Origin of the sequence: Aeromicrobium sp. 50.2.37 (assembly GCF_024655735.1) — a bacterium.
Lineage (GTDB): Bacteria > Actinomycetota > Actinomycetes > Propionibacteriales > Nocardioidaceae > Aeromicrobium.
This window is the reverse complement of sequence record NZ_JANLGG010000007.1, coordinates 86,540-109,624: the sequence shown is the minus strand read 5'-3', so window position 1 is coordinate 109,624 and position 23,085 is coordinate 86,540. Positions and strand designations below refer to the sequence as shown.

General features: G+C 71.6%; 26 protein-coding genes and 1 tRNA gene. 15 read left to right on the top strand and 12 right to left on the bottom strand.

The features are described from left to right. Window positions 1-45: 45 nt before the first annotated feature. The 3 genes from NUV38_RS05740 to NUV38_RS05730 all read right to left on the bottom strand — a co-directional run bounded on the left by NUV38_RS05740 (window position 46) and on the right by NUV38_RS05730 (window position 3,097). On the bottom strand, window positions 46-807 hold the full coding sequence (locus NUV38_RS05740; RefSeq protein WP_055961861.1) for a class I SAM-dependent methyltransferase: 762 nt from the start codon (window positions 805-807) through the stop codon (window positions 46-48). A 471-nt stretch (window positions 808-1,278) separates the two neighbouring features. Then, window positions 1,279-2,082 (bottom strand): crotonase/enoyl-CoA hydratase family protein, encoded by an 804-nt coding sequence (locus NUV38_RS05735; protein WP_257728197.1) that lies wholly within the window; start codon window positions 2,080-2,082, stop codon window positions 1,279-1,281. A gap of 37 nt (window positions 2,083-2,119) precedes the next feature. Further along, a complete protein-coding gene (locus NUV38_RS05730; protein ID WP_257728196.1) occupies window positions 2,120-3,097 on the bottom strand; it encodes a MerR family transcriptional regulator in 978 nt (325 codons plus the stop codon). Window positions 3,098-3,280: 183 nt separating this feature from the next. Here NUV38_RS05730 and NUV38_RS05725 point away from each other — a divergent pair, with 183 nt between their 5' ends. Both NUV38_RS05725 and NUV38_RS05720 read left to right on the top strand, forming a co-directional pair. Continuing rightward, a complete protein-coding gene (locus tag NUV38_RS05725; protein ID WP_257728195.1) occupies window positions 3,281-3,577 on the top strand; it encodes a WhiB family transcriptional regulator in 297 nt (98 codons plus the stop codon). 31 nt (window positions 3,578-3,608) lie between these two features. Continuing rightward, complete coding sequence (locus tag NUV38_RS05720) at window positions 3,609-4,169, top strand: DJ-1/PfpI/YhbO family deglycase/protease (RefSeq protein ID WP_257728194.1); 561 nt, start codon at window positions 3,609-3,611, stop codon at window positions 4,167-4,169. An 86-nt stretch (window positions 4,170-4,255) separates the two neighbouring features. Here the strand turns inward: NUV38_RS05720 and NUV38_RS05715 are convergent, their stop codons facing one another. The 5 genes from NUV38_RS05715 to NUV38_RS05695 all read right to left on the bottom strand — a co-directional run bounded on the left by NUV38_RS05715 (window position 4,256) and on the right by NUV38_RS05695 (window position 8,591). After that, window positions 4,256-4,567, bottom strand: coding sequence for a DUF4235 domain-containing protein (locus NUV38_RS05715; RefSeq protein ID WP_257728193.1), 312 nt, complete (start codon window positions 4,565-4,567; stop codon window positions 4,256-4,258). 376 nt (window positions 4,568-4,943) lie between these two features. Beyond that, a complete protein-coding gene (locus NUV38_RS05710; protein WP_257728192.1) occupies window positions 4,944-6,293 on the bottom strand; it encodes an FtsX-like permease family protein in 1,350 nt (449 codons plus the stop codon). Continuing rightward, window positions 6,290-7,024, bottom strand: coding sequence for an ABC transporter ATP-binding protein (locus NUV38_RS05705; RefSeq protein WP_257728191.1), 735 nt, complete (start codon window positions 7,022-7,024; stop codon window positions 6,290-6,292). The genes NUV38_RS05710 and NUV38_RS05705 overlap by 4 nt, the downstream gene beginning before the upstream one ends. Then, the gene (locus NUV38_RS05700) at window positions 7,021-7,554 is read right to left on the bottom strand and encodes a PadR family transcriptional regulator (RefSeq protein ID WP_257728190.1); all 534 of its coding nucleotides are present in this window, start codon (window positions 7,552-7,554) and stop codon (window positions 7,021-7,023) included. The genes NUV38_RS05705 and NUV38_RS05700 overlap by 4 nt, the downstream gene beginning before the upstream one ends. A 116-nt stretch (window positions 7,555-7,670) precedes the next feature. Beyond that, the gene (locus tag NUV38_RS05695) at window positions 7,671-8,591 is read right to left on the bottom strand and encodes an NADP-dependent oxidoreductase (RefSeq protein WP_257728189.1); all 921 of its coding nucleotides are present in this window, start codon (window positions 8,589-8,591) and stop codon (window positions 7,671-7,673) included. Window positions 8,592-8,676: 85 nt separating this feature from the next. Here NUV38_RS05695 and NUV38_RS05690 point away from each other — a divergent pair, with 85 nt between their 5' ends. After that, complete coding sequence (locus tag NUV38_RS05690) at window positions 8,677-9,150, top strand: NUDIX domain-containing protein (protein WP_257728188.1); 474 nt, start codon at window positions 8,677-8,679, stop codon at window positions 9,148-9,150. 3 nt (window positions 9,151-9,153) lie between these two features. Here the strand turns inward: NUV38_RS05690 and NUV38_RS05685 are convergent, their stop codons facing one another. After that, on the bottom strand, window positions 9,154-9,774 hold the full coding sequence (locus tag NUV38_RS05685) for a LysE family translocator (protein ID WP_257728187.1): 621 nt from the start codon (window positions 9,772-9,774) through the stop codon (window positions 9,154-9,156). A gap of 188 nt (window positions 9,775-9,962) precedes the next feature. Between NUV38_RS05685 and NUV38_RS05680 the strand changes: the two genes are divergently transcribed. From NUV38_RS05680 to NUV38_RS05665, 4 genes are read left to right on the top strand one after another with little or no spacing between them, the layout of a single operon-like run. Then, the gene (locus NUV38_RS05680) at window positions 9,963-10,442 is read left to right on the top strand and encodes a DoxX family protein (RefSeq protein WP_257728186.1); all 480 of its coding nucleotides are present in this window, start codon (window positions 9,963-9,965) and stop codon (window positions 10,440-10,442) included. A gap of 42 nt (window positions 10,443-10,484) precedes the next feature. Further along, window positions 10,485-11,141, top strand: coding sequence for a class I SAM-dependent methyltransferase (locus tag NUV38_RS05675; RefSeq protein ID WP_257728185.1), 657 nt, complete (start codon window positions 10,485-10,487; stop codon window positions 11,139-11,141). Then, window positions 11,138-11,530, top strand: a complete 393-nt coding sequence (locus tag NUV38_RS05670) for a universal stress protein (protein WP_257728184.1) — start codon at window positions 11,138-11,140, stop codon at window positions 11,528-11,530. The genes NUV38_RS05675 and NUV38_RS05670 overlap by 4 nt, the downstream gene beginning before the upstream one ends. 12 nt (window positions 11,531-11,542) lie before the next feature. Further along, window positions 11,543-11,851, top strand: a complete 309-nt coding sequence (locus NUV38_RS05665) for a hypothetical protein (protein WP_257728183.1) — start codon at window positions 11,543-11,545, stop codon at window positions 11,849-11,851. A 349-nt stretch (window positions 11,852-12,200) separates the two neighbouring features. Here NUV38_RS05665 and NUV38_RS05660 read toward each other — a convergent pair whose 3' ends face one another. Then, window positions 12,201-12,743, bottom strand: a complete 543-nt coding sequence (locus tag NUV38_RS05660) for a hypothetical protein (RefSeq protein WP_257728182.1) — start codon at window positions 12,741-12,743, stop codon at window positions 12,201-12,203. 610 nt (window positions 12,744-13,353) lie between these two features. Here NUV38_RS05660 and NUV38_RS05655 point away from each other — a divergent pair. Beyond that, window positions 13,354-13,728, top strand: coding sequence for an HNH endonuclease (locus NUV38_RS05655; protein WP_257728181.1), 375 nt, complete (start codon window positions 13,354-13,356; stop codon window positions 13,726-13,728). A gap of 10 nt (window positions 13,729-13,738) precedes the next feature. After that, window positions 13,739-14,284 (top strand): SMI1/KNR4 family protein, encoded by a 546-nt coding sequence (locus tag NUV38_RS05650; RefSeq protein WP_257728180.1) that lies wholly within the window; start codon window positions 13,739-13,741, stop codon window positions 14,282-14,284. A 471-nt stretch (window positions 14,285-14,755) separates the two neighbouring features. Here the strand turns inward: NUV38_RS05650 and NUV38_RS05645 are convergent. Continuing rightward, window positions 14,756-14,838: transfer RNA gene (locus NUV38_RS05645), tRNA-Leu, on the bottom strand. 293 nt (window positions 14,839-15,131) lie between these two features. On the opposite strand from NUV38_RS05645, the gene NUV38_RS05640 reads away from it, so the two are divergent. Genes NUV38_RS05640 through pknB form a run of 6 tightly spaced genes read left to right on the top strand, consistent with a single transcriptional unit; the run spans window position 15,132 to window position 22,288 of the window. Then, on the top strand, window positions 15,132-15,854 hold the full coding sequence (locus tag NUV38_RS05640; protein ID WP_257728179.1) for a DUF3662 and FHA domain-containing protein: 723 nt from the start codon (window positions 15,132-15,134) through the stop codon (window positions 15,852-15,854). Beyond that, complete coding sequence (locus tag NUV38_RS05635; protein ID WP_257728178.1) at window positions 15,854-16,342, top strand: FHA domain-containing protein; 489 nt, start codon at window positions 15,854-15,856, stop codon at window positions 16,340-16,342. The genes NUV38_RS05640 and NUV38_RS05635 overlap by 1 nt, the downstream gene beginning before the upstream one ends. A 4-nt stretch (window positions 16,343-16,346) precedes the next feature. Then, window positions 16,347-17,642 carry a PP2C family serine/threonine-protein phosphatase gene (locus NUV38_RS05630; RefSeq protein ID WP_257728177.1) on the top strand — a complete coding sequence of 432 codons (1,296 nt, stop codon included), beginning with the start codon at window positions 16,347-16,349 and terminating at the stop codon, window positions 17,640-17,642. 3 nt (window positions 17,643-17,645) lie between these two features. After that, window positions 17,646-19,025, top strand: a complete 1,380-nt coding sequence (locus NUV38_RS05625; RefSeq protein WP_257728176.1) for an FtsW/RodA/SpoVE family cell cycle protein — start codon at window positions 17,646-17,648, stop codon at window positions 19,023-19,025. Further along, window positions 19,022-20,491, top strand: a complete 1,470-nt coding sequence (locus tag NUV38_RS05620; protein ID WP_257728175.1) for a penicillin-binding protein 2 — start codon at window positions 19,022-19,024, stop codon at window positions 20,489-20,491. The genes NUV38_RS05625 and NUV38_RS05620 overlap by 4 nt, the downstream gene beginning before the upstream one ends. Window positions 20,492-20,518: 27 nt before the next feature. Next, a complete protein-coding gene (gene pknB / locus NUV38_RS05615) occupies window positions 20,519-22,288 on the top strand; it encodes a Stk1 family PASTA domain-containing Ser/Thr kinase (protein WP_257728174.1) in 1,770 nt (589 codons plus the stop codon). Window positions 22,289-22,294: 6 nt separating this feature from the next. Here the strand turns inward: pknB and NUV38_RS05610 are convergent, their stop codons facing one another. Continuing rightward, complete coding sequence (locus NUV38_RS05610) at window positions 22,295-23,038, bottom strand: DUF881 domain-containing protein (RefSeq protein ID WP_257728173.1); 744 nt, start codon at window positions 23,036-23,038, stop codon at window positions 22,295-22,297. Between the last annotated feature and the right edge of the window lie 47 nt (window positions 23,039-23,085).

Below are 23,085 nucleotides of genomic sequence, written 5' to 3'. Positions count from 1 at the left end.
CCGCGGAAGGACCGGCCCGTGGTCGTGCGCGTCGGGTGGTGCTGCTCAGCGGCGGCGCAGCTCCAGGAAGATGCTGGGGCCGAAGTCGTTGGCCGCGAGCCGCTCCTGCAGCGCCTTCTCCACCGACACGAGCAGCCGCGTGGGGAGGGCCTTCTTGAGCTTCTCGCTGCGCAGGTTCGAGACCGACAGCTTGCGCTCGAGACCGAGGCCGACGTCGGACAGCTGGGCGACCACGGTGTCGACGTTGTGGTTGACGAAGGCGATGGCGTCGGGCTCCTCGGCCGTGGCGGTGCGGATGCTCACCGGCTCCTTCGGCAGCGGCGTGCCCTGCTTCTTGAACCGGCGACGGTTCAGGAAGTGGCCGTAGTTCGCGACCTCGATCAGCGCGGTCGCGCCGGGCTTGAGCACGCGCGCGATCTCGCCGAACTCCGTCGACGGCTCGGGGATGTGGTGCATGACCCGCACCATCGTCAGCAGGTCGAGCGAGGCGTCGTCGAACTGCAGGTCGTCGGCCTGCATCTGCACCTGGGCGATGTCGGTGCCGGCGAGGACGCGCTCGGCGGCCTCCAGCTGGGTGCGGCTCGGCTCGGCCAGCGTCACGTGGTCGGCGTACTCGCGCAGCAGCAGGCAGAGCCGGCCGAAGCCGCCACCCACGTCGGCGGCGCGCCCGAAGTGCCGGCCGTCGAGCAGACGTCGGATCGCGGCCTCCTCGGCCGCGTGCTCGTAGTCGCGGTTGTCCCAGTACGTCGTGTAGTCGTAGCCGCGGTCGTACTGGTCGGCGACCTTCTTGCGCTTCTCGTCCGTCACGCGCGTCAGCCTAACAACGGCAGCCAGCGCCTCGACCGGCGCCGAGGGGTGCCGACGACTCCCCCTGGTCGAGTAGCGCAGCCACCGCTCCCCCTGGTCGAGTAGCGCAGCCACCGCTCCCGCTGGTCGAGTAGCGCAGCCACCGCTCCCGCTGGTCGAGTAGCGCCGACGGCGAGCGCCAGCGAGCTCGTCGACGCGATGGAGCCGTCGCACCATGGGCGTAGCCGCGACGGAGCGAGACCACTCGGCACGGGTTCAGCGGCGCTGACGTGTCGGCGGCTGGGTCTGGACGCTTGCTGGATCTCGATCTCCGCCGCGGCTACGCCCTCGATGCGGCGGCTCCATGCTGGACCGGCTTCGCCGGTGGACCACTCGTCCGTCGCGGCTACGCCCTGGTTGCGACGGCTCCACGTGGCTGAACCGCTCGCGCCCCCGCAAGCGGGAGGTGCCCCCAGCTGCGCTCGCTCGGGTTCAGCCAAACGTGCGGGGGCCGAACTCGGGGGTCTCGCGCTTCATGCCGGCACGGCGAGCGATGGCCGTGTTGGGCGAGCGGAACATCCGCAGCTGGTAGACCCGCTCACGCCGGAACGCCGACCGCAGGCCACCGAGCCGCACGTCGTTGAGCAGCTTCTTCGTCGCGGCGACCGAGTCGGGCGACCGGGCGACGATGGCGTCGACCAGCTCCAGAGCGGGCTTCAGCGGGTCGTCGGCCACGCCGGACGCCAGGCCGATCTCGACCGCCTCCGACCCGCTCACGACCTCGCCCGTCATGGCGAGCCGCTTGGCGACGTCGGCGCCCACCAGCTCCACGAGGGGCACCGTCCCGCTCATGTCGGGCACCAGCCCCCACTTGGCCTCCAGGACGGACCACTGCGCGTCGGGCGTGGTGAACCGGAAGTCGGCTGCGAGGGCCAGCTGGATCCCCGCCCCGAACACGTGGCCCCGCGTCACGGCGATGACCGGCACAGGGAGCTCCCGCCACGCCCACAGCGCCTGCTGGAAGCCGTTCGTCGCCCGCCACGGCGGCGTGAGGAAGAACGCGGCGACCTTCTTGCGCTGCGGGCTGACCGTCGCGAAGTCGAGCCCGGCGCAGAAGGAGCTGCCCTCGCCCTGGAGCACGACCGCGCGCACGTCGCGGTTGCGGCGCACCCCGGCAGCGGCCTCGAGCAGCCCGTCGAGCACCCCGAAGTCGACCCCGTTGAGCTTCTCGGGCCGGTTGAGGCTCACGTAGGCGAGGTGGCCCTCGATGCGGGTGGTGACGGCGGCACTGGTCATGACCTCAGGTTACCCGCCGGTAGTGCCGGGTCGACCGTCAGCGGACGCGGTCGAGGACCTGCCGGACCGCACCGTGGACGTCGGTGGGGATCTCGGGGGCCTCCAGACCGAACCGGATGCTCATCTCGTCGGGCCAGGCACCGGACGCCCGGATGAAGGAGCCGGACTGGCCGGAGTCGAGGTGGCGGCGGACCAGCGCCGCGGACTCGGCGGGGGCACCCCACGTGACCACCACGGAGGGCGACAGGTGGGTGGCGAGGTCGAGCACCTCGCGCAGGTCGACGTCGGGGCCGACGATCCGCAGGCCGACGTCGGCCTGGGCCAGCGCCGCCCCCCACGCCACGAACGGCAGCGCCTTCGCCTCGTCGACGAACGTCGCGAGCAGCACCTGCGCCTTGACGCCGTTGCGACCTGCGTCCTGGGCGCCGCGGACGTCGTTCAGGTGCTCGAGCACGATCTTGCGGGCCATCGTCTGGGACTCCGCCGTGACCGCACCGCGGGACACCTCGTGGGTCAGTCGGCAGAGGGTCGGCGACAGCACGTCACGCCAGACCTCCAGGACCGGGGTGCCAACCAGCATGGCGCGCAGCAGGTCGTGGAGTCGCTGCTCGTCCGCCGCCGTGGCCGCGGCGATTACGGAGTCGAGCAGGTCGTCGGTCGCGAGGTCGGTCTCGCTGGGCGTCTCCCCTCGCAGGGCCGACGACAGGTCGTCGCGATCGAGGTGGCGCGCCACGCGGGCGGCGTCCTGGGCGGAGACCCCGCGGGCCACCATGCGGCGGACCAGCTCGACCCGGCTGATGTCGCGCTCGGTGTATCGCCGGTGGCCGCCGTGGGTGCGATGGCTCGGACCGATCCCGTAGCGGCGCTCCCAGGTGCGAAGGGTGGAGGCAGCGACGCCCAGGCGGGAGGACACGGCACCGACGCCCCACGTGAGATCGCCTCCGGCGTGAGCGACGTCGACCCACTCCCCGGCCGGCGGGCGCGGTTCGTCGGGACGTCCCGGCGAGTCCTTCACCACGTCACCTCCCGGCCGCGTCGGGCCTTGCTGCCACTGTAGGCCTCTTGCGCAGGGTTGCCATTCGGGGAGACGGGTGGATAGGTTGTGAAGAAGTTGCGTTCGAGGTGGAGCACACCGCTTCGGGCCCATCGAGGTGAGACAGGTCGGAGCTTCCGACGTCCGCCGAGAGGGGGCACGATCATGGTCAGCATCAAACGACTTCCCATGCCACTGCAGGAGACGTACGAGTGGCAGTACGACGGTCTCTGCCGCGACGTCGACCCGGAGGGGTTCTTCTCCCCCGAGGCCGAGCGCGGTACACCGAAGGCCCGACGCGAGGAGGCGGCGAAGGCGCTCTGCGCCCGTTGCCCGGTCATCGAGCAGTGCCGCGAGCACGCGCTCACCGTCCAGGAGCCGTACGGGGTCTGGGGCGGTCTGAGCGAGGCCGAGCGCCGCGAGATCCTCGAGCGTCGACCACGCACCCACGACGTCGCGTGAGACGTCGACCCACACGAACAGGAGGACAGCCATGTCCGACACCCCGTTGAACGGCAAGACCATCGCCTTCCTCACCGCGCAGGTGGGCGTGGAGAAGCCCGAGCTCGAGCAGCCCTGGCAGGCCGTCCTCGACGCCGGCGGCACGCCCGTGCACGTGGCCCCCGAGGCCGCGAGCGTGCAGTCGATGGTCGGTGACGTCGACAAGGACGCCACCTTCGAGGCCACGGTGGCCGTGGCCGACGCCGCGGCGGCCGACTACGACGCGCTCGTGCTGCCCGGCGGCACCGTGAACGCCGACACGGTCCGCGCGGACGCCGACTCCGTCGCGCTCGTGAAGGCCTTCGTCGACGCGGGCAAGCCGATCGCGGCGATCTGCCACGCCCCCTGGATCCTCGTCGAGGCCGGCGTGCTGCCCGGCAAGACGCTCACGTCGTTCCCGTCCCTGGCCACCGACGTCCGCAACGCCGGTGGTACGTGGCAGGACGCCGAGGTCTTCCACTGCCCGGCGAACGGCTGGGACCTCATCACCTCGCGCAACCCCGACGACCTGCCCGCGTTCGACGCGAAGCTCGTCGAGGTCTTCGCGGGCTGAGACCCCCCGACGACGTCCCGTACAGCGCCGAGGCGCCGTCTGCTCCACGGAGCGGGCGGCGCCTCGTCGTTCGGGTCGTCGAAGTCTCAGGAGCCGGGCCACTCCCCGGTGACCTTCTCGAAGGTGCGTGCGCCCTGGCGGTCGATGACGGCCTTGACGGCGGCGTAGATCGCGCCCTGGAGCACGGCGGCGAGCATGATCTCCTTGAACGGGTACTCGCTCTGCAGCGGACCGGGGACGTCGCCGCTGTCGTCCGTCGAGGGGCTCACCCGCTTCCAGACCTGCTTGAAGATCATGCTGGCGAACAGGCCGCCGACGATGGAGCTCACGAGCCCGACGGGCCGGTAGAGGACCTTGGCGGAGGTGCTGGGCTTCTTCTGCGGGGCACTGGACGGCATGATCCCGACGGTAGCCACGGACGCTGCGACTCGCATCACGACGCCCGTCCCCCCGATGCGGACGGGCGTCTCGGACCGGACGCGTCGCCGCCCCCTGGAGGAGGGCGACGACGCGGCCTCAGGAACGACCGTGTCCGGAGAGCACGGTCGGCCGGCGACGGTGTCCCGCCGTCGCCGGATGGGTGAGGGCGGCCTCGAGCGCGGCCGTGGCGACGACGCGGCGCACCTGGCGGCGGCGTCGCTCTATCTCGGACCTGCGGTGTGCAGGTGCGGCAATGCGCTCCACGGTGCCTCCTCTCGTCGTCTTGTCCACTGTGTCGCGCCCGGTCGTGACGGCGCGAGGGTCGAGCGGCTCAGCCGTGGTGGGCCTGGGGGCCTACTCGGTGCGCAGGTGGACCGGGCCGGCCGCAGCGCGGGCAACGGGCCTGACCAGGCGCGTGGCCGCCGAGGCGGCGAACCGCACGGCGGCCCACACGGCGAGCACCCCGAGCGCGGCGGCGACCAGCTCCATGGCGTCCGCGCCACCCAGGACCGCGTAGCCACCGGCGCCGAGAAGCGCTCCCGAAGTCCCGAGCGGCACGGACACGAGACGCACCTGGCGCAGCAGTGCCTCGTCGAGGTCGAGCTGCGGCGTCCCGGTGGCGGCCAGCGTCGCGAGCTCGCGTCGCGACTCCCAGAGGGTCTCGACGGCGTGCACGGCGAGCGACCCCGCGATGACGACGAGGGCGAGGAGGGCGGCGACCACGGTGGCGAGGGCGCCGTCGTCGTAGGTCCCACCGGACTCGGCCCAGTAGCCCATGGCGACGATGTCGGCCGAGAACACGGCGGCGGCCCCGATCGCGAGACCGACCGCCGCGACTCCCGCGGCGGCTCGGCCGGCGGCCCCCGGAGCCACGAGCACTCGCCGGGCGGCGAGCAGCTCGGCTGCGGTGCGGGCGCGGCGCTCTGCTCGGCGGGCCACGAGGTAGGCCGCCCAGGGCGCGCACCCCAGGAGGCCGACGACGAGGAGTCCGAGGCCCGCGAAGACCGCCACGTCGGCGAGCTGACGTCCGTAGCCGAGGACGGCATACACGTACAGCAGGGCGCCGACCACGAGCGCAGCGGGCCCCCACCAGCCGAGGCCTGACCTGGACTCGGTGCGGCGCGTCGTGCCGAGCACGTCGGCTCGCCCCGATCGCGCACCGACCACCGCACCGACGAGGGCGACCAGAGCCACGGTGGCGACCACCCACCACGCGGGCGGGAAGCCCGAGGCGGGGAGGAACCCCGGCGCGGCCAGAGCGGCGCGCAGCACGAGGAAGACCGGGAGACCGATCACGGCACCGACGAGGCTGGGCAGGCCCACCTCGAGCGCCGCGAGCCTGCGCACGTCGGCCCGCGTGGCACCGGCCAGGCGCAGTGCGGCGTCACGACGCGTCCGCGCGGTGGTGCCCAGACGTACGGCCTGGTCGAGGAGCATGAGCGGCGGGAGCACGAGCACGAGCGCACCGAAGAGCACGCCGACACGAGTGTCGGGATCGGCCACGATCTCGTTCACGTCGGGCGCGACCATCGTGAAGCCTCCGTCGCCGAGGTCCTGGAACCCCCGGGGGACGCCGTCGAACCACAGCATCACGAGACATCCGACCGCGAGGAGCACTGCCGTGGCGACGGCCGTGGCAGCCACGACCGCACCCGCTCGTCGGGTGCCGCCGGCGCGTAGGAGCGCCGGGAACAACGTCCTCATCGCGATCCCTCGTCGCCGACCACGCGACCGTCACGCAGCACGACCTCGCGGTCGAGCGACGCCGCGACCCGGTTGTCGTGCGTGACCACCACCAGCGCGGCACCCGACGCCGACGCCGCGTCGCGCATGACCGCCAGCACCTCCTCGGCCGTGACGGTGTCGAGCGCGCCGGTCGGCTCGTCGGCGAGGACCAGGGCCGGCGACGTGACCAGCGCGCGGGCGATCGCGACACGCTGCTGCTCACCCCCGGAGAGCGCCCCCGGTCGCTCCCCGGCGAGGTCGGCGACGCCGAGCCGGTCGAGCCAGTGCACGGCGGCGGCCTCCGCCTCGGCCCGACCCGACGACTCCAGGAGCAGTGGGAACGCGACGTTCTGCACGGCGGTGAGCTCGGGCACCAGCTGCCCGAACTGCAGGACCAGGCCGATCTCGCGGCGGCGCAGCCGGGTGCGAGCCGCGTCGTCGAGGGTGGAGAGGTCGCGGCCGACCACCTCGACGTCGCCGGACTGGGGTCGGAGCACGCCGGCGAGGCACAGCAGCAGGGTCGACTTGCCCGATCCGGACGGGCCGGTGACGGCGACCCGCTCGCCCGGTGCGACCTCGAGGGCGGCGCCGGCGAGGGCCAGGCTTCGGCCGTACGACTGGTGGACGTCGCGCAGGCGGGCGACGGGTGCGGCAAGACGTTCGGCCGAGGTGGACGACGAGGCGGGCGAGTCGGTGGGCTGGGCGGTCATCGGGTCTCTCCTGCGGTCGAGGTGCGGGCGAAGCGGTCGGCGGCGGCGTGGAGCCACTGCAGGTCGGCGTCGAGGTGGGCGACGGCATGGTCGACCGACACCCGCGCAGCGACGTCGGTGGTCGCGTCCCGCTCACGCACGAGACGACGCATGGCCTCGAGGTGGGCGTCCCGCTGGCGGCGCAGGTACTCGACGGCGTCACCGCCGGCGTGCAGGGCGGTGATCGTCTTGCGGACGACGTCGTCGGCCGCGGTCGGCGCCGGGGGCTCGACCGCCTCGAGCCAGGCCCGCAGGCGCTCGCGTCCCGCGTCGGTGAGGGCGTAGGTGGTCCGTTCGGGTCCACCGGAGGCGTCGGGGGTCTCGACGACCTCGACGCCGCCGTCGTCGGCGAGCTTGCCGAGCGCGGCGTACACCTGCCCATAGGCGAGCGGCTTGGCCGCCGGGAAACGTGCGTCGTGCGCGCGCTTCACGTCGTAGCCGTGCGCGGGGCCGTCGGCGAGGATGCCGAGCAGCACGTGGGAGAGGGCCATGGTGTCACTATACACATCATGTATTCACGAAATGAATAGTGACCGCCGCCGCGCCGACACGACGGCGCCCTCCCCGCCGATCGTTCCGCGAGGAGGGCGCATCGGCCGTGACGAGATCAGTCGGTGCTGACGCGCACGGCGAGCTTGCCGTGCACGTGGCCCTCCTGGCTCCGGGCGAAGGCCGCGGGCAGCTCCTCGAGGGGGTAGGTGTCCTCCACCTCGATGCGCAGCGTGCCGTCGTCGACCAGACCGACGAGCCGGCCCAGGTCGTCGGCATCGGGGCGGACCCAGAGCCAGGCGCCGCCGGCACCGAGCACCGCGTCGTCGGCGATGGAGGCATGACGGCCGTCCTCCTCGAGCAGCGCCGTGGTCTGCTCGACGACGCCGCCCACGAGGTCGAGCACCACGGAGACGCCGTCGGGGGCGAGCCCGCGCACGGCCTCGACCAGGCCGTCGCCGTACTCGACCGGTTCCCCACCGAGCTCGCGGATGCGGTCGTGCTGGCTGCTGGACGCCGAGCCGATCACCCGTGCGCGGAAGGCCCGCGCGGCCAGCTGCACCGCGAACGAGCCGACGCCTCCGCCGGCGCCGTGCACGAGGACCGTGTCCTCCGGGCCGACCTCGAGCCGCTCGAGCGCCTGGAACGCGGTGAGGCCGGCGAGCGGGAGCGACGCGGCCTCCTCCCACGACACGTCGACGGGCTTGCGGGCGGCGGCGCGCACCGGGACGGTCGTGTACTCGGCGAAGGTGCCGCCGTGGACGTAGTCCTTGCGGTTGTAGGCCACGACCTCGTCGCCCACGGAGAACTCGGGCGTGTCGATGCCCACCTGGGCCACGACGCCGGCGACGTCCCAGCCCGGGACCACGGGGAACCGGGCGTCCATGAGCGCGTCCAGACCACCGCTCATGAGCTTCCAGTCAACGGGGTTCACGGAGGCGGCTCGCACCTCCACGAGCAGCTCGCCCGGTCCGACCTTGGGGGTCGGCTGGTCGGTGAGCTCGAGGACGTCGTTGTCTCCGTACTGGGCATAGGTCATGGCACGCATGTCATGGTCAACGGACCAGGGCGGCGGACCATTCCATCCAGGCTCCCCGCGGAGTCCTGCCGCCTACCCTCGTCCCATGAGCACCCCGGACTTCATCCTCGCCCTCCGCGAGAAGATCGGGACCGACCCGCTGTGGCTCCCCGGCGTCACGGCGGTGACCACGCGCGGCGACGAGGTCCTGCTCGTCCGCCGGGCCGACGACGGCTCGTGGACACCGGTCACCGGCATCATCGACCCCGGCGAGGAGCCTGCCGACGCCGCGGTGCGGGAGACCCTGGAGGAGGCCGGTGTCACGGCGGAGCCGGTGCGCGTCGCGCGCGTGGGGGTCACCGACGTCGTCGTCTACGCCAACGGCGACCGGACCCAGTACACGGACATCACCTTCGGCCTGCGGTGGGTGTCGGGCGAGCCGCACCCCGCCGACGGCGAGAACACCGAGGCGCGCTGGTTCGCCCTCGACGACCTGCCGGACATGACCGCCGACATGCGCGGTCGGGTGGCCGCCGCCCTCGAGGACGGTCCCACGAGCTTCGGCTGGTCCGGCGCCTGAGCGTCAGGACTCGGCGGCCAGGGCGGTCGCGAAGCCGAGCATGACCACACCCGTGCCGCCGTCGATGCCGCGCCGGAACCCCGGGCGAGCGATCCGTGACGCGGCGGCGGACGCCCCGTGCACGACCACGAGCAGCACCACGGCGCCGACCGCCACCAGCGTCAGGGCGTAGGCCGCGAGCACGGCCACGCCCTGGTCGCGGCCCACGAACTGCGGCAGCACCGCGAGGTTGAAGGCGAGCACCTTGGGGTTCGTGATGTTGCAGACGAAGCCCTGGCGCACGGCGGTGCGACGTCGCACCTGGGCGCGGCCCGATCCGACGGCCCAGGCGCTCCCGTCGCGGCGCAGGGCTGAGCGCAGGGCCGTGACCCCGAGCCACGTGAGGTAGACGACCCCGGCCCACCGGATCGTGAGGAACACCGGCTCGGAGGCGGCGAGCACCGCACCCAGACCCATCGCGGCGAGGAGTCCCTGGACCGCACCGGCGGCCGTGATGCCGACGGCCGTGTACAGCCCGCGCCGACGCCCGCCCACGACGCTGGCGCGCAGGGTCAGGAAGGTGTCGGGTCCCGGCGCGACGGCGAGCAGCGCCGCGAACGCCAGGAAGGAAAGGTACGTGGCCACGGGACGAGCGTAGGGCCCCGCGACCGTGGTCGTGACCGCTTCCGACGGGGCCGAGGCCGGCGTCGGCGCGACTCGGCTCACACGGCAGGGGTGCCGGGCCCTGGGCGGCGTGGGCGCAGGCCCCCGGAACGGTCGAGGCGGGCCGTTCGTCCCACCTCTCGTACCGTCCACACGACCTCGGGGGTCCCATGTCCACGCAGTCCACGCAGTCCACGTCGACCCGGGCCACGTCCGGCATCGCTCGCACGCTCGACCACCACCGGCCCGCCGTCGCCCGCGACGCCGGCCTGCTCCTCGGACGGGTGGTCGTCGGCGTCGTCTTCGTCGTGCACGGCTGGCAGAAGTGGCCGGCCGGGATCGGTGGCACGCAGGACGGGTTCGCTCAGATGGGCGTGCCGCTGGCCGACGTCACCGCCGTGCTCCTGGCCACGCTCGAGGTGGCGGGCGGCGCCCTGCTCGTCGCCGGCGCACTGACCACGGTCGTGGCACCGCTGCTCGGCGTGGCCATGCTGGGCGCGGCCTGGTTCGCCCACCGCGAGGCGTTCCTCGTGGCCGACGGTGGCGCCGAGTTCGTGATCGTGCTGGCGGCCGCGGCCTTCCTGCTGGCGCTCGTCGGGCCCGGACGCTGGAGCGTCGACGCCCTGCTCGCGCGGCCCCGCCCCGCCTGACTCCCGCCCCGCCTGAAACCCGCGGCGGCCTACGGTGACCCCATGGGCTGGTGGGACCGGCACGTCGTGCCACGGATCGTCGACCGCGCCTGCAGTGACGTGCAGCTCGACGACGCCCGCGAGCGGGCCACCCGCGGCCTGCGCGGCCGTGTGCTCGAGATCGGCTTCGGCTCGGGCACGAGCTGTGGGTTCCTGCCCCCGGCGGTGGACGAGCTGCTGGCCGTCGAGCCGTCCGACGTGGCGTGGGAGCGGTCCGCCGGACGGCGTGCCGACTGCACGGCGGCGGTCCGTCGTGTGGGGCTCGATGGGTCCCGCGTCGACGTCGGGACCGGGTCGGTCGACGCGGTGCTGGTCGCGTTCACGCTCTGCACCGTCGACGACCCGGCCGCCGTGCTGGCCGAGGCGCGTCGCGTGCTGCGCCCGGACGGCAGCCTGCACCTGGTCGAGCACGGACTCGCTCCCGACGTCGGCGTCGTGCGCTGGCAGCGTCGGCTCGACGGCCTGCAGCAGCGGCTGTTCGGAGGCTGCCACCTCACGCGCGACCCCGTCGAGGCCCTCGCGCAGGCCGGGTTCGCGACGGGCCGGCTCGACCAGGGCTACCTCCCGGTCCCGTCGGTGGGACGCCCGTGGGCTTTCGTCACGACCGGCGTGGCCACGGCGACTACGGTGGGAGACGTCGACGACGAGGAGATGACATGAGCACGATCGTGGCGGGATACGTCCCGACCCCCGAGGGCGAGGCCGCGCTGGCGTGGGCCCTGGCCCAGGCCAAGAGGGACGGCTCGCGGGTGGTCGTGGTGGCCACGCCCGGCGCCGACACCGATGAGGCGATCTCCGAGGAGCAGCAGATCGACGCGCTCGAGTCGCGCCTGGCCGAGGAGGGCGTGACCGGTGAGGTCGTGCACTTCCGCGGCGCCGGCGGGGCCGCCGACTCGATCCTCGACCACGCGAAGGCCGACGACGTCTCCCTCGTGGTCATCGGGCAGCGTCGCCGCTCGCCCGTGGGCAAGCTGGTGCTCGGCAGCACGTCCCAGCGCATCCTGCTGGAGGCCGACGCGCCGGTCGTGGCGGTCAAGGTCCCGCACTGAGGCGAGGCCGTCATGGGTGACGGGCCGGTGGAGGACGACCACTTCTTCGTGGTGAAGGGCCGGCGGTGGCGTCGTACCGACCCCTGCCTGCCCGACGACGTGGTCGAGGCGCTCACGTCGCACCTCGGCCGCGGCCGTTCCGGCGTCCGCGTGGCGAAGAAGGCCGGTGACGACCAGGCCGTGGCCGCCGCGCGTCGCCGGGTCGACCTCGCCAAGCACGGACTCGGCGAACGCGGACCGCGCTGGTGGGAGGACGACCCCGACGCCCGACGCGCCCGGGCCCGCGAGGCGCTGGAGCAGCTGGACGCACTCGACGACTGACGAGGGTGCCGTCCCAAACACGGCAGCCGTCGCCGGCGTGGTGGGCCGCGCGGTGGACGTGCCCCGGCAACGAACCAGCCCACGGAACAAACGGGCCACAGGAACGAACGAGCCCCGACAGCAGTGCTGTCGAGTCTCGATCCCGTCGTGTGCGCGAAGGGGGGATTCACACACGCAGATTTGGGAGATCTCCCACTTCAGGTGCGCTACTCCGTTTCCGCGATCGGCGCGATTGCAGTGTCGGACCGCCTATCCCACCCAGCGCCAGCGGAGAAGTCCCGACGATCGTCGACCGACATCAGGCCGGAAGCACGAGAGTCCTTCTCGCTGAAGAGTGCATCCCTTCGCGTCATTGGCTCGGGGTCGGGCAGAACTGGTCCAACGACTCAGGCTCGGGATCCGGATCCAAGTTCCAGCAGCGGCACAGCGGGATTGCGATGCCAAACTCCAAGACGAGCGACACACCCAACATCGCGCCCACAACGACGGCGACGTCCCCAAGCGCCGGCCCGTAGATCACCGCAAAGAACACGATCACCAGGATCGAGTGGATGAAGCGGGCGAAGACGCCCACGACTACCACGACCACGACGCTCACCAGGAACAGCAGAATGGTGAGCGGATCCCACCAACCACTTTCACTGTCGACGTCCTTATCCGCTTCGTCGGACTTCGGCCACGGGCTGATGTCCGCCGGGAACCGCTTTCGATGCCAGATGAGGAATGTCGCTGATGCGGCGACGGTGACACCGGAGGCCAGCAAGCTCGTGGAGAGCGACCAATCGCCAAGACTCTCGCCGGAGAAGAACACAGCAGATGCGAGTGGGACGGCGAGGCTCAGGATCTCGAGCAGGACTCTCCGGCGCGTTTGACGACTCGCGAGACTCGTCACAGGGGTCCTTCCCAACGAAGGTCTACCGCTGCGTCGCATAGCGGTGATCATCGCCGACGCCGCGGTCACTCTCTCGGGTCGAGCCGTCGCACTACTGACAGGCCCCGTCGGAGGCTCCGCGACATCCTGGGCCCGGCTACCGGGCGAAGGCGTATAGCGCGGCGCTAGATCGACGACCACGAACGCCAGTAGTCCCGCCTGCCACACCACATAGGTCGACGCCCTGCGCCACACCGAGCTCCTGAGAAATTCCTCGCCATCGGCGCCGTCGCAGCCCTACCCGCACTCGTGTTCGGACGAGGCACCGCGACAGCCCTCGCCGGACTCTCCCTCGGCGCGAGCGCGTGGACCGTTGCCGACGATGCAGACGAGACGGCCGACTTCATCCGCGACCCCGTCGGCACCATCCAGCGCTACTGGGCCAACGCGGCGCCCGGATCACTCCTGCTCGACGCCGGCACCCTCGCACTCTCTGCCTGGCTGCCCGGGAAGGCCATTCAGCACCTGACCCCCAGCAGCGCGCCTGGCGTCGAGCGCAGCCCCTCGACGAGAGAGGTCAAGCACCCGCGGCCACGCCGACGGGCTCCCACGCATCAACGGTCGCCGACCCATGAACTATCGATGGGCAGACAAGACCTACGGCGGCCCCGAGTGGAGAAGCAACGGTGCGCGTAGATGGTTCGACGATCTCCAGGCCAAGTACCCCGACGGAGTCCCCTTCACCGCCGACGGTTTCCCCGACTTCAGCCGCTACTCGCGCGGCGACATCACTTCCAGCAGACTCACTGGCGACTACACCGTTGATGCCAAGATCGCCAACGCCGCCTACCGCAGCGAAGCGTTCCCGAACGGCCTACCCGAGGTCCCCCGGGGTTGGGTTTGGCATCACGTCGAAGATGCTCGGACGATGCAGCTCGTGCCCGAGGACATCCACTACGCGGTCCGCCACACTGGTGGCGTCGCCGCGATGAAGCTACCGAAGTAAAGGACCGCAGATGCCCTTCTCGTTCTCCAGCACCGGGCCGACGCTCGACGCCGCGCGGCTCGACGAAATCGCCGGCCGAGGACTGCCGACCGAGTATCGGACCTTCATGCTCGAGTACAACGGTGGCGCACTGAGTGAGTCCGCCCACCTGCCTGACGACTCCTCTGGTGCCAGCGTCCGCGCGTTCCTCACCGTCGACGACCCCCAGGGGTCGGCCGGCTACGACCTCGCCCACTTCCTAGAAACCTACGCCGGCCGCTACCCCCACGGGTTCTTGTCCATCGCCGTCGACAGCTCGAGCAACCTCATCCTGCTCGACACCGGATACGAGCAGGCCGGCTCGGTCTGGTTCTGGGACCACGAGGCGGAGGCCGACGAGGACGAGCCACCTCGGACCGACAACATCGCCAGGATCGCCGGATCCTTCGCTCAGTTCGTCGCCACCCTGACCACGGACCTCACGGACGAGCAGGAGGAGTACATCCGGCAAGCGGCAGCCGAAGCGACGTTCACGCCCGGCACCTACAAGCAGGACGAGCCCTTCACCTTCGACTGACAACGTGCAGCGTTCACCAGACTCATGCGGAGGGGAGTGGCGTGACCGAGGTCCGGACGACCGGACGACCGGCCCACGAGAGCGACGTCGCCCCTCGAGTCGACATTCGATGTCCCGCCCTCGCGGTCGTACCGGAACCTCGCGATCAACGCCGACGACCCGCCCTCACCTATTGCGGCGCAGTCGCCCGGCAAGAACTCCGAGGAGACCGTCCTGCCGGTCTACGAGAAGGACGGACAGACCCAGATCGGCGAGTTCGTCGCCGGCACCGCCAGCTGGGAGTGAACAGACGATCCTCACGACCCCGAAGGTGGTGGAGATCTCCCACTTTCACGTGCGCGAGGGGGACTCCGTCGGTCGCTGAGCGACCTTCTCCTCACATCCCCGCACCCTCGAGGCACACGCCAGCACCGGTCCACTGCAACGAACGAGGCCCCGACAGCAGTGCTGTCGGGGCCCGATCGATCGGTGTGCGCGAGGGGGGATTTGAACCCCCACGCCCTTGCGGACACTGGCACCTGAAGCCAGCGCGTCTGCCGTTCCGCCACTCGCGCATGGTTCCCGGAGGAACCGATCGCCGAGTCTAACAGGATGCGTGCCGTCGGATCTCCCGCGGGGCGCGGGGCGGCCGCCCACCGTCGCCGTCATCGGTGGATCCTCAACCGCAGACGCGCCGCTGGGGTTGAACATCCACCGATGGGGGCCGTCCGGAGGGCCTGATGTTGCGAATCCACCGATGAGGGGGTGGAACGCGTTCGCGTGCGAGTTCGCGTGCTGCGGCCCTGCCGATACGATCGTCGGGACCACCGACGACACCCGCGACCCGACCCGGCAGGAGCGACACCTGATGGCAGGAGTGCTGAGCCGCTTCGAGCAGCGACTCGAGGGCGCCGTCACCGGTGCGTTCGCCCGCGCCTTCCGCAGCGCGGTGCAGCCCGTGGAGATCGCCGCCGCCATCCAGCGCGAGGTCGACAACTCCGCCCACGTGCTGTCGCGCCAGCGGATGCTGGTCCCCAACGACTTCACCGTCGAGCTGTCCGCCGTCGACCACGAGCGACTCTCGCCCTTCGGCGACACGCTCACCACCGAGCTGTCCACGCTCGTGCAGGAGCACGTGACCGAGCAGCGGTACACGCTGGCGGGCCCACTCAGCATCCAGCTGGTGATGGCGACCGAGCTGGGCACCGGCCGGTTCCGCGTCCGCAGCCGCACGAACGCGTCGGTCCGCCCCGTCGAGGGCCAGCGGATGACCGAGACCGCCGTCCGCAGCTCGCAGGTGGTGCTCGAGGTCAACGGCCTCAAGCACCCGCTCACCCCGCCCGGTGTGGTCGTCGGGCGCGGCAGCGAGGCCGACCTGCGCATCGACGACCCGGGCATCTCGCGCCGGCACGCCGACATCAAGGTCCACGAGTCCGGCGGCAACACGAGCGTCACGGTCACCGACCTGCAGTCCACCAACGGTGTCATCCTCAACGGGCAGCGCGTGCAGACCGCGTCGGTCCGCGACGGGTCCGAGATCCGCCTGGGCAACACCACCCTCACCATCCGCATCACGACGAGCGAGGCCTGATGTCGGATCTGACCCTCACCCTGATCAAGATCGGCTTCCTCGCCGTCCTGTGGCTGTTCGTGCTGTCGGCCGTCTCCGTCATCCGCTCCGACATCTTCGGCGCGAAGGCCCCCGCCGCCAAGGCCAAGCGCCAGCCCAAGGCCGCGGCGGCGCCCAAGCCGGCCAAGGGCGGCAAGAAGCAGCGCACCCCGCGCGGCTCGCCCACCAAGCTGCAGGTCGTCTCGGGTCCCAACTCCGGCCAGAGCGTCCCCCTCGGCGAGGGCCCGGTGCTGCTCGGCCGCGGCACCGACGCCGCCATCCGCCTCGACGACGACTACGTGTCCACGCGCCACGCACGCTTCGCCACCAACGGCGAGCAGTGGTTCGTCGAGGACCTCGGCTCCACCAACGGCACCTACCTGGGCAGCCAGCGCATCACCTCACCCACGCCCGTCGGCCTCGGACTGCAGGTCCGCCTGGGCAAGACGATCGTCGAGCTGCGGAAGTAGGGCGATGACCTCCCTGACCCTGCGCTACGTCGCGCTGACCGACGTCGGCCTGCGCCGATCGATGAACCAGGACTCCGGCTACGCGAGCGGCCGGCTCATCGCCGTCGCCGACGGCATGGGTGGCGCCGCGGCCGGCGACCTCGCCTCCGCCGAGGCCATGAACGTCATCCGCCAGCTCGACCGCGAGCTGCCCGACATCGACCCGCTCGAGGCCCTCGAGAAGGCCGTCGCCCACGCCAACCACCGGCTCGGCGAGCTGGTGCGCGACGACCCCTCGGTCGAGGGCATGGGCACCACGCTCGAGGCGATGCTGTGGGACGGCGAACGCTTCGCCACCGCCCACATTGGCGACTCCCGCGCCTACCTGCTGCGCGACGGCGAGCTCACCCAGATCAGCACCGACCACACCTTCGTGCAGAGCCTCGTGGAGGAGGGCAAGCTGACGCCCGAGGAGGCGCGCGTGCACCCGCACCGCTCCCTCCTGCTGCGCGTCATGCTCGGCCGCGACGACAACGAGGCCGACTTCGACTGGTTCGAGGGCCAGGCGGGTGACCGCTTCCTGCTGTGCAGCGACGGCCTGTCCGACATGGTCGACGACGCCACGATCGAGCGCCTCCTGTCCTCGGAGACCATCGACGCCGCCGCCTCCGAGCTGGTCCGCACGGCCCTCGAGAACGGCGGGTACGACAACGTCACGGTCGTCATCGGCGAGCTCGTGGAGGCCGGCGGCGAGCCCGACGAGAACCTGTCGTCGTCCGACGGCCAGCCGCAGCTCGTCGGCGCGGCGTCCGGCGGACCGCGTCCGCGGACCGGGCAGGCCTCCGGCGGCACCGGCAAGTCGCGTACCCGCGGCGAGGCCAAGCGCGAGCGCGAGCCGGACCCCGAGGAGTTGCGCTACGCGCCGGTCCCGCCCAGCAGGTGGCGCTGGGTGCGTCGGCTCGTGGCGCTCGCCGTGGTCGTCGGCGCGATCGCCGCAGGACTCTTCTACGCCTACCAGTGGACGCAGGACCAGTACTACGTGGCCGCCTCCGACGGCAAGGTCACGATCTACCGCGGCGTCCAGGCCGACATCCCGCTCGTCACGCTGCAGCACGTGGACGAGGTGACCGACATCGAGCTCGACACCCTGCCGGCGTTCCGCGCCGAGCAGGTGGAGGGCGGGCTCGAGGCCGACAGCCGCGCCAACGCCGAGCAGATCGTCGAGAACCTGCGCGACCTCGCCGTCGTGCCCGAGCCCACGCCGTCGCCGTCCCCCACGCCCAGCGCGAGCGCCTCGGCCGACGACGAGCAGGGGGCCTAGGTCATGTCCACCCCCACCCTCGTCCCGCGCAAGCGCCGCGGGGCCGAGCTGACGCTCACGCTGCTCGCCATCTGCATCGGGGTGGCCGCGTACTGCGCGGTCGGCCTCGGCTCGGAGGGACGCATCCCGGCGGGCGCCCTCAAGCTCGCCGGCTGCCTCGTGGTCGCCGCCATCGCGACCCACCTGTTCGTCCGCAAGGTCGCGCCCTACGCCGACCCCGTGCTCCTGCCGCTGGTCATCTGCCTCAACGGGCTCGGCCTCGCGATGATCTACCGCATCGACCTCGGCTGCGAGGACCTGTGCCTCGGCGGCGACTACGCGCCGCTCGCGAACTCCCAGCTCATCTGGTCGGCCCTCGGCATCGTCGCGTTCGCCGTGGTGCTCCTCGTGGTGCGCGACCACCGACGACTGCAGGCCTACACCTACACCTTCGGCTTCGTCGCCCTGGCGCTGCTGGTCCTGCCCCTGCTGCCGGTGATCGGGCAGAACATCCGCGGCGCCCGCATCTGGATCAACCTCGGGCCGTTCAGCTTCCAGCCCGGCGAGGCCGCCAAGATCTGCCTGGCCATCTTCTTCGCCGGCTACCTGGTCGTGAAGCGCGACGCGCTCGCCCTCGCAGGTCGCCGCTTCGCCGGCATCGACCTGCCCCGCGGCCGCGACCTCGGACCCATCGGCGTCGGCTGGCTCATCAGCATCGGCATCCTCGTCTTCCAGCGGGACCTCGGCTCCTCGCTGCTGTTCTTCGGCCTCTTCGTGGTCATGCTCTACATCGCCACCGAGCGCCCCGGCTGGCTCGTGGTCGGCGGCGGGCTGTTCGTGGTCGGGGCCTACTTCGGCTACCTGGCGTTCGGCCACGTCCGCGTGCGCTTCGACGCCTGGCTCGACCCGTTCGCCGACCCCGACCGCAACGGCCAGATCATCAACGGCCTGTTCGGCATGGCCTACGGCGGCATCCTCGGCACCGGCTGGGGCCAGGGAAGTCCCCAGCTCACGCCGTTCTCGTTCTCGGACTTCATCGCAGCCGCCATGGGCGAAGAGCTCGGCCTCACGGGTCTCATGGCGATCCTGGTGATCTACGGACTCGTGGTCGAGCGCGGCATGCGCATCGCCCTCACCTGCCGCGACGCGTTCGGCAAGCTCCTCGCGGCCGGCCTCGCCGTCTCGATGGCCCTGCAGATCTTCGTCGTCATCGGCGGCGTCACGCGGCTCATCCCGCTCACCGGCCTCACGACGCCGTTCATGGCCCAAGGCGGCTCGTCGGTGGTCATGAACTGGGCCATCATCGCGCTGCTCCTGCGCATCAGCGACCAGACCCGACGCCCCGCGCCCGAGGTGTCGCAGTTCGACCACGACGAGGAGACCCAGGTGGTGAAGCTGTCGTGAACAAGCCCATCCGCAACCTCGCCGTCGCGTGCCTCGTGCTGTTCGCGGCGCTGCTCATCAACGTCAACGTGGTCCAGTTCGTGCAGGCCACCGACCTCAACGACCGCCAGGGCAACAAGCGCGTCATCGACGCCGACTTCTCGCGCGACCGCGGGGCCATCCTCGTCGGCGACGAGGCGGTCGCCGAGAGCGAGCCGAGCGACGACCAGTACAAGTACCAGCGCACCTACCCGCAGGCCGAGCTGTACGCGCCGCTCACCGGCTACTTCTCCTACCTGTACGGCAGCGAGAACCTCGAGCGGTCGCAGAACCGTGTGCTCTCGGGCAACGACAACCGGCTGTTCGTCAGCCGCGTCATCGACCTGTTCGCCAACAAGAAGCCCCAGGGCGGCAGCGTCGAGCTGACCATCGACCCCCAGGCGCAGAAGGTGGCCGCCAGCGGGCTCGAGGCGCTCGGCAAGGACACCAAGGGCGCCGTCGCCGCCCTCGACCCGAAGACCGGCGCGGTGCTCGCCATGGTCAGCCAGCCGTCCTACGACCCCAACGCCCTGGCCAGCCACGACTTCGGCGAGGTCGCCGACGCCATGGAGTCGCTGCAGGGCGACGAGGACGACCCTCTCACCAACCGGGCCACCGAGCAGATCCTGCCCCCCGGCTCCACGTTCAAGCTGGTCACCGCTGCGGCGGCGCTCGACGAGCTGGGCCTGGAGCCCGACGACGACGTCAAGGGCGGTGCGCGTCTGTCGTTCCCCGGCATCGAGTACACGCTGCCCAACGAGAACGGCGGCAACTGCGGCGGCGACGAGATCACCTTCGAGCGCGCACTGCAGGTCTCCTGCAACGTCTCCTTCGGCGACCTCGCCGGCAAGATCGGGCAGGACAAGCTCGCCGAGCAGGCGCGCAAGTTCGGCTTCGGCACCGACCCGATCGAGGGCCTGCGCAACAACGCCAGCCGCTTCACGGTCGAGGGCACCGACCTCGAGGCCCCCCAGCTCGCCCAGAGCGGCATCGGCCAGTTCGAGGTCGCGGCCACCCCGCTGCAGATGGCCATGGTCGGCGCCGGCATCGCCAACGACGGTGTCGTCATGAAGCCGCAGGTCGTCAAGACCGTGCGCTCGCCCAGCCTCCGGGTCATCGAGTCCCTCGAGCCCGAGGAGCTCAGCGAGGCCATGACCTCCGACAACGCCGCCAAGCTGCGCGACATGATGGTCGCCACGGTCGAGTCCGGGACGGCCACCTCGGCCCAGATCCCCGGCGTCGACGTCGGCGCCAAGACCGGGACGGCGCAGTCCACCGCGGACCGTCCCCCCTACGCCTGGTTCGTGGCCCTCGCCCCGGCCGACGACCCCCAGGTCGCCGTCGCCGTGGTCGTGGAGTCCTCGGACACCGCCCGCAACGAGATCGCCGGCGGACGTCTCGCCGGCCCCATCGCACGCTCCGTCATCGAGGCGGTGCTCGGTGAGTGACTTCGACCCCTCAGGGAGAGTGACACCATGACCGGTTCCCCCGACGAGCCCATCCTGCTCGGCGAGCGCTACGAGCTCGGCGGACTGCTGGGGCGCGGCGGCATGGCCGACGTCCGCGTGGCCCGCGACCTGCGTCTCGGCCGCACCGTGGCGATCAAGCAGCTGCGGGCCGACCTGTCCTCCGACGACACCTTCCAGGCCCGCTTCCGGCGCGAGGCCCAGTCCGCGGCCGCCCTGAACCACCCGGCTGTCGTCGCCGTCTACGACACCGGCGACTCCACCGACAAGCACGGCAACCACATCCCGTACATCGTCATGGAGTACGTGGAGGGCCAGACGCTGCGCGAGATCCTGCGCGACGACCGCAAGATCCTGCCCGAGCGCGCGCTGTCGATCACCGCCGACGTGCTCAGCGCGCTCGACTACTCGCACCGGTCCGGCATCATCCACCGGGACATCAAGCCGGCCAACGTCATGCTGACGCCGTCGGGCCAGGTCAAGGTCATGGACTTCGGCATCGCCCGCGCGATCGCCGACTCCTCCAGCGCCATGACGCAGACCGCGGCCGTCATCGGCACCGCCCAGTACCTCTCCCCCGAGCAGGCGCGTGGCGAGACCGTCGACGCCCGTTCCGACATCTACTCCACCGGCTGCCTGCTCTACGAGCTGCTGACCGGGCGCCCGCCGTTCGTCGGCGACAGCCCTGTCTCCGTGGCCTACCAGCACGTCCGCGAGGAGGCCCGGCCCCCGTCGCAGCTGAACCCCGACGTGTCGCAGCCGGTCGACCACATCGTCGCCAAGGCCCTGGCCAAGCGCACCGACGACCGCTACCAGTCGGCCGCTGACATGCGCAAGGACCTCGAGCGCGCCATCGCCGGCCAGCACGTCGACGCTCCCACGCAGGCCACCTCGGCCATCCCGGCCGCCACCGCCGTGGCCCCCGCCGTCGCCGCCGCTGCCGCCACGGGCACCCAGCCCGCCGTGGCCGACGACGAGGAGGAGAAGAAGAACAAGGCCCTGTGGTGGGCACTCGGCATCCTCGCCGCCCTGATCATCGCCGGCCTGGCGTACTTCCTGCTCGCCGGCAACGACCCCGAGGCCCCGGCCCAGGTACGCGTGCCCGACGTGGTCGGCCAGGACGCCGTGGCCGCCCAGCGCACCCTCGAGGGCGAGGGATTCACCGTCACGACCGAGGAACGTCCCGACGCCGACGTCGAGAGCGGCAACGTCGTCTCCCAGACTCCCGAGGGCGACTCCATGGCTCCCGACGGCTCGGAGATCGAGCTGGTCGTGTCGTCCGGGCCCGAGCAGGTGCAGGTCCCCAACGTCGTCGGACTGAACTACGACGAGGCCAAGGACGCCCTGGAGGGAGAGGGCTTGAAGGTCAAGAAGGAGGAACGCGCCTCCGACGAGGCCAAGGACACCGTCATCAACACCAACCCTCCGGCCGGACAGAGCGTCGACGTCGGCGCCACCGTCACCGTGATCGTGTCCGAGGGCGAGGTCACCGTGCCCAACGTCGTCGGCATGTCGCGCGACGAGGCGCAGAAGGCGCTCGAGGACCTCGACCTCGACGTCTCCGTTACCGAGGACCCGACGTCGAGCGCCCCCGAGGACCAGGTCACCGGGCAGTCGACACCGGCCGGGCAGACCGTGCCGCCGGGCTCGTCGATCGAGATCACCGTCTCGAGCAACCCCGGCGACGACGGGGGCCCGGGCAACGGTGACGCCGACGCGAACGGCGAGGCCGACGCCGATGCCGGCGCCGACGGTGTGGCCGACGGTCTGGGTCAGTAGCCGGGTTCAGGACACGGCGCGCGCGTACTGCAGCGCGGTCGTGCCGGTGTAGGGGCCGATCACGAGGTCGTCGCTCGACTCGACCTCCATGCCCAGTCGATACTTGGTCACGTAGCGCTCGTAGTTGACGACCTCGGGCGACGTGCCGAGCGAGTACGTCATGCCCGGACGGTCACCGATCGCCTCGATGACGTAGGGCGGCGAGTAGGGCCGGCCGTCGATGATGACCGTGCTGCCGACGCACACGATCGCCGTGGTGGAGACCACCCGCTGACCCTGCAGGCTCACCGCCTCGGCCCCGCCGGCCCACAGCGCGTTCACGAACGCCTGGAGGTCCTGCTGGTGGACCACGAGGTAGTTGGGGTCCACCCCGGAGGTGGCCTCGCTGCGCGGGGCGTCGTCGAGCGTCACCCGGATGCCCGGCCCGCGGGCCGTGCTGAGTCCTGCGACGTCGCGCAGCGCCCGCAGCTGTCGGGTGACCGCGTCGATGCCGCTGCTGCGGTCGGCGGCGTCGAGGACGTCGTCGATCTCGCGCTGCAGGTCGTCGGCCTGCTGCTGGCGCTGCTCCACCCGGAGCGTGCGGTCGGAGACGAGCGAGGCGATGTCGCCACCCGCCGGGCGCAGGTCCTCGCCGTCGGAGGTCGCATGGGCGGCAGCAGCGGTCAGGCCGGCCACCGAGCAGACCAGCAGCACCGCCACCGACCAGCCCCGGCGGGACCGGACCTGCGACCGCGCACGCGACCCTGACATGCGTGTCCCTCTCCCCAGTCCGACGATGTCCACGTCGGCGACTACGC

What these genes read in the sequence shown, in the direction of transcription:
- NUV38_RS05735 (WP_257728197.1), bottom strand. Translation starts at nt 2,082, where the DNA reads ATGACCAGTGCCGCCGTCACCACCCGCATCGAGGGCCACCTCGCCTAC.
- NUV38_RS05725 (WP_257728195.1), top strand. Translation starts at nt 3,281, where the DNA reads ATGGTCAGCATCAAACGACTTCCCATGCCACTGCAGGAGACGTACGAG.
- NUV38_RS05720 (WP_257728194.1), top strand. Translation starts at nt 3,609, where the DNA reads ATGTCCGACACCCCGTTGAACGGCAAGACCATCGCCTTCCTCACCGCG.
- NUV38_RS05715 (WP_257728193.1), bottom strand. Translation starts at nt 4,567, where the DNA reads ATGCCGTCCAGTGCCCCGCAGAAGAAGCCCAGCACCTCCGCCAAGGTC.
- NUV38_RS05710 (WP_257728192.1), bottom strand. Translation starts at nt 6,293, where the DNA reads ATGAGGACGTTGTTCCCGGCGCTCCTACGCGCCGGCGGCACCCGACGA.
- NUV38_RS05705 (WP_257728191.1), bottom strand. Translation starts at nt 7,024, where the DNA reads ATGACCGCCCAGCCCACCGACTCGCCCGCCTCGTCGTCCACCTCGGCC.
- NUV38_RS05700 (WP_257728190.1), bottom strand. Translation starts at nt 7,554, where the DNA reads ATGGCCCTCTCCCACGTGCTGCTCGGCATCCTCGCCGACGGCCCCGCG.
- NUV38_RS05695 (WP_257728189.1), bottom strand. Translation starts at nt 8,591, where the DNA reads ATGACCTATGCCCAGTACGGAGACAACGACGTCCTCGAGCTCACCGAC.
- NUV38_RS05690 (WP_257728188.1), top strand. Translation starts at nt 8,677, where the DNA reads ATGAGCACCCCGGACTTCATCCTCGCCCTCCGCGAGAAGATCGGGACC.
- NUV38_RS05680 (WP_257728186.1), top strand. Translation starts at nt 9,963, where the DNA reads ATGTCCACGCAGTCCACGCAGTCCACGTCGACCCGGGCCACGTCCGGC.
- NUV38_RS05675 (WP_257728185.1), top strand. Translation starts at nt 10,485, where the DNA reads ATGGGCTGGTGGGACCGGCACGTCGTGCCACGGATCGTCGACCGCGCC.
- NUV38_RS05670 (WP_257728184.1), top strand. Translation starts at nt 11,138, where the DNA reads ATGAGCACGATCGTGGCGGGATACGTCCCGACCCCCGAGGGCGAGGCC.
- NUV38_RS05665 (WP_257728183.1), top strand. Translation starts at nt 11,543, where the DNA reads ATGGGTGACGGGCCGGTGGAGGACGACCACTTCTTCGTGGTGAAGGGC.
- NUV38_RS05655 (WP_257728181.1), top strand. Translation starts at nt 13,354, where the DNA reads ATGAACTATCGATGGGCAGACAAGACCTACGGCGGCCCCGAGTGGAGA.
- NUV38_RS05650 (WP_257728180.1), top strand. Translation starts at nt 13,739, where the DNA reads ATGCCCTTCTCGTTCTCCAGCACCGGGCCGACGCTCGACGCCGCGCGG.
- NUV38_RS05640 (WP_257728179.1), top strand. Translation starts at nt 15,132, where the DNA reads ATGGCAGGAGTGCTGAGCCGCTTCGAGCAGCGACTCGAGGGCGCCGTC.
- NUV38_RS05635 (WP_257728178.1), top strand. Translation starts at nt 15,854, where the DNA reads ATGTCGGATCTGACCCTCACCCTGATCAAGATCGGCTTCCTCGCCGTC.
- NUV38_RS05630 (WP_257728177.1), top strand. Translation starts at nt 16,347, where the DNA reads ATGACCTCCCTGACCCTGCGCTACGTCGCGCTGACCGACGTCGGCCTG.
- NUV38_RS05625 (WP_257728176.1), top strand. Translation starts at nt 17,646, where the DNA reads ATGTCCACCCCCACCCTCGTCCCGCGCAAGCGCCGCGGGGCCGAGCTG.
- pknB (WP_257728174.1), top strand. Translation starts at nt 20,519, where the DNA reads ATGACCGGTTCCCCCGACGAGCCCATCCTGCTCGGCGAGCGCTACGAG.
- NUV38_RS05610 (WP_257728173.1), bottom strand. Translation starts at nt 23,038, where the DNA reads ATGTCAGGGTCGCGTGCGCGGTCGCAGGTCCGGTCCCGCCGGGGCTGG.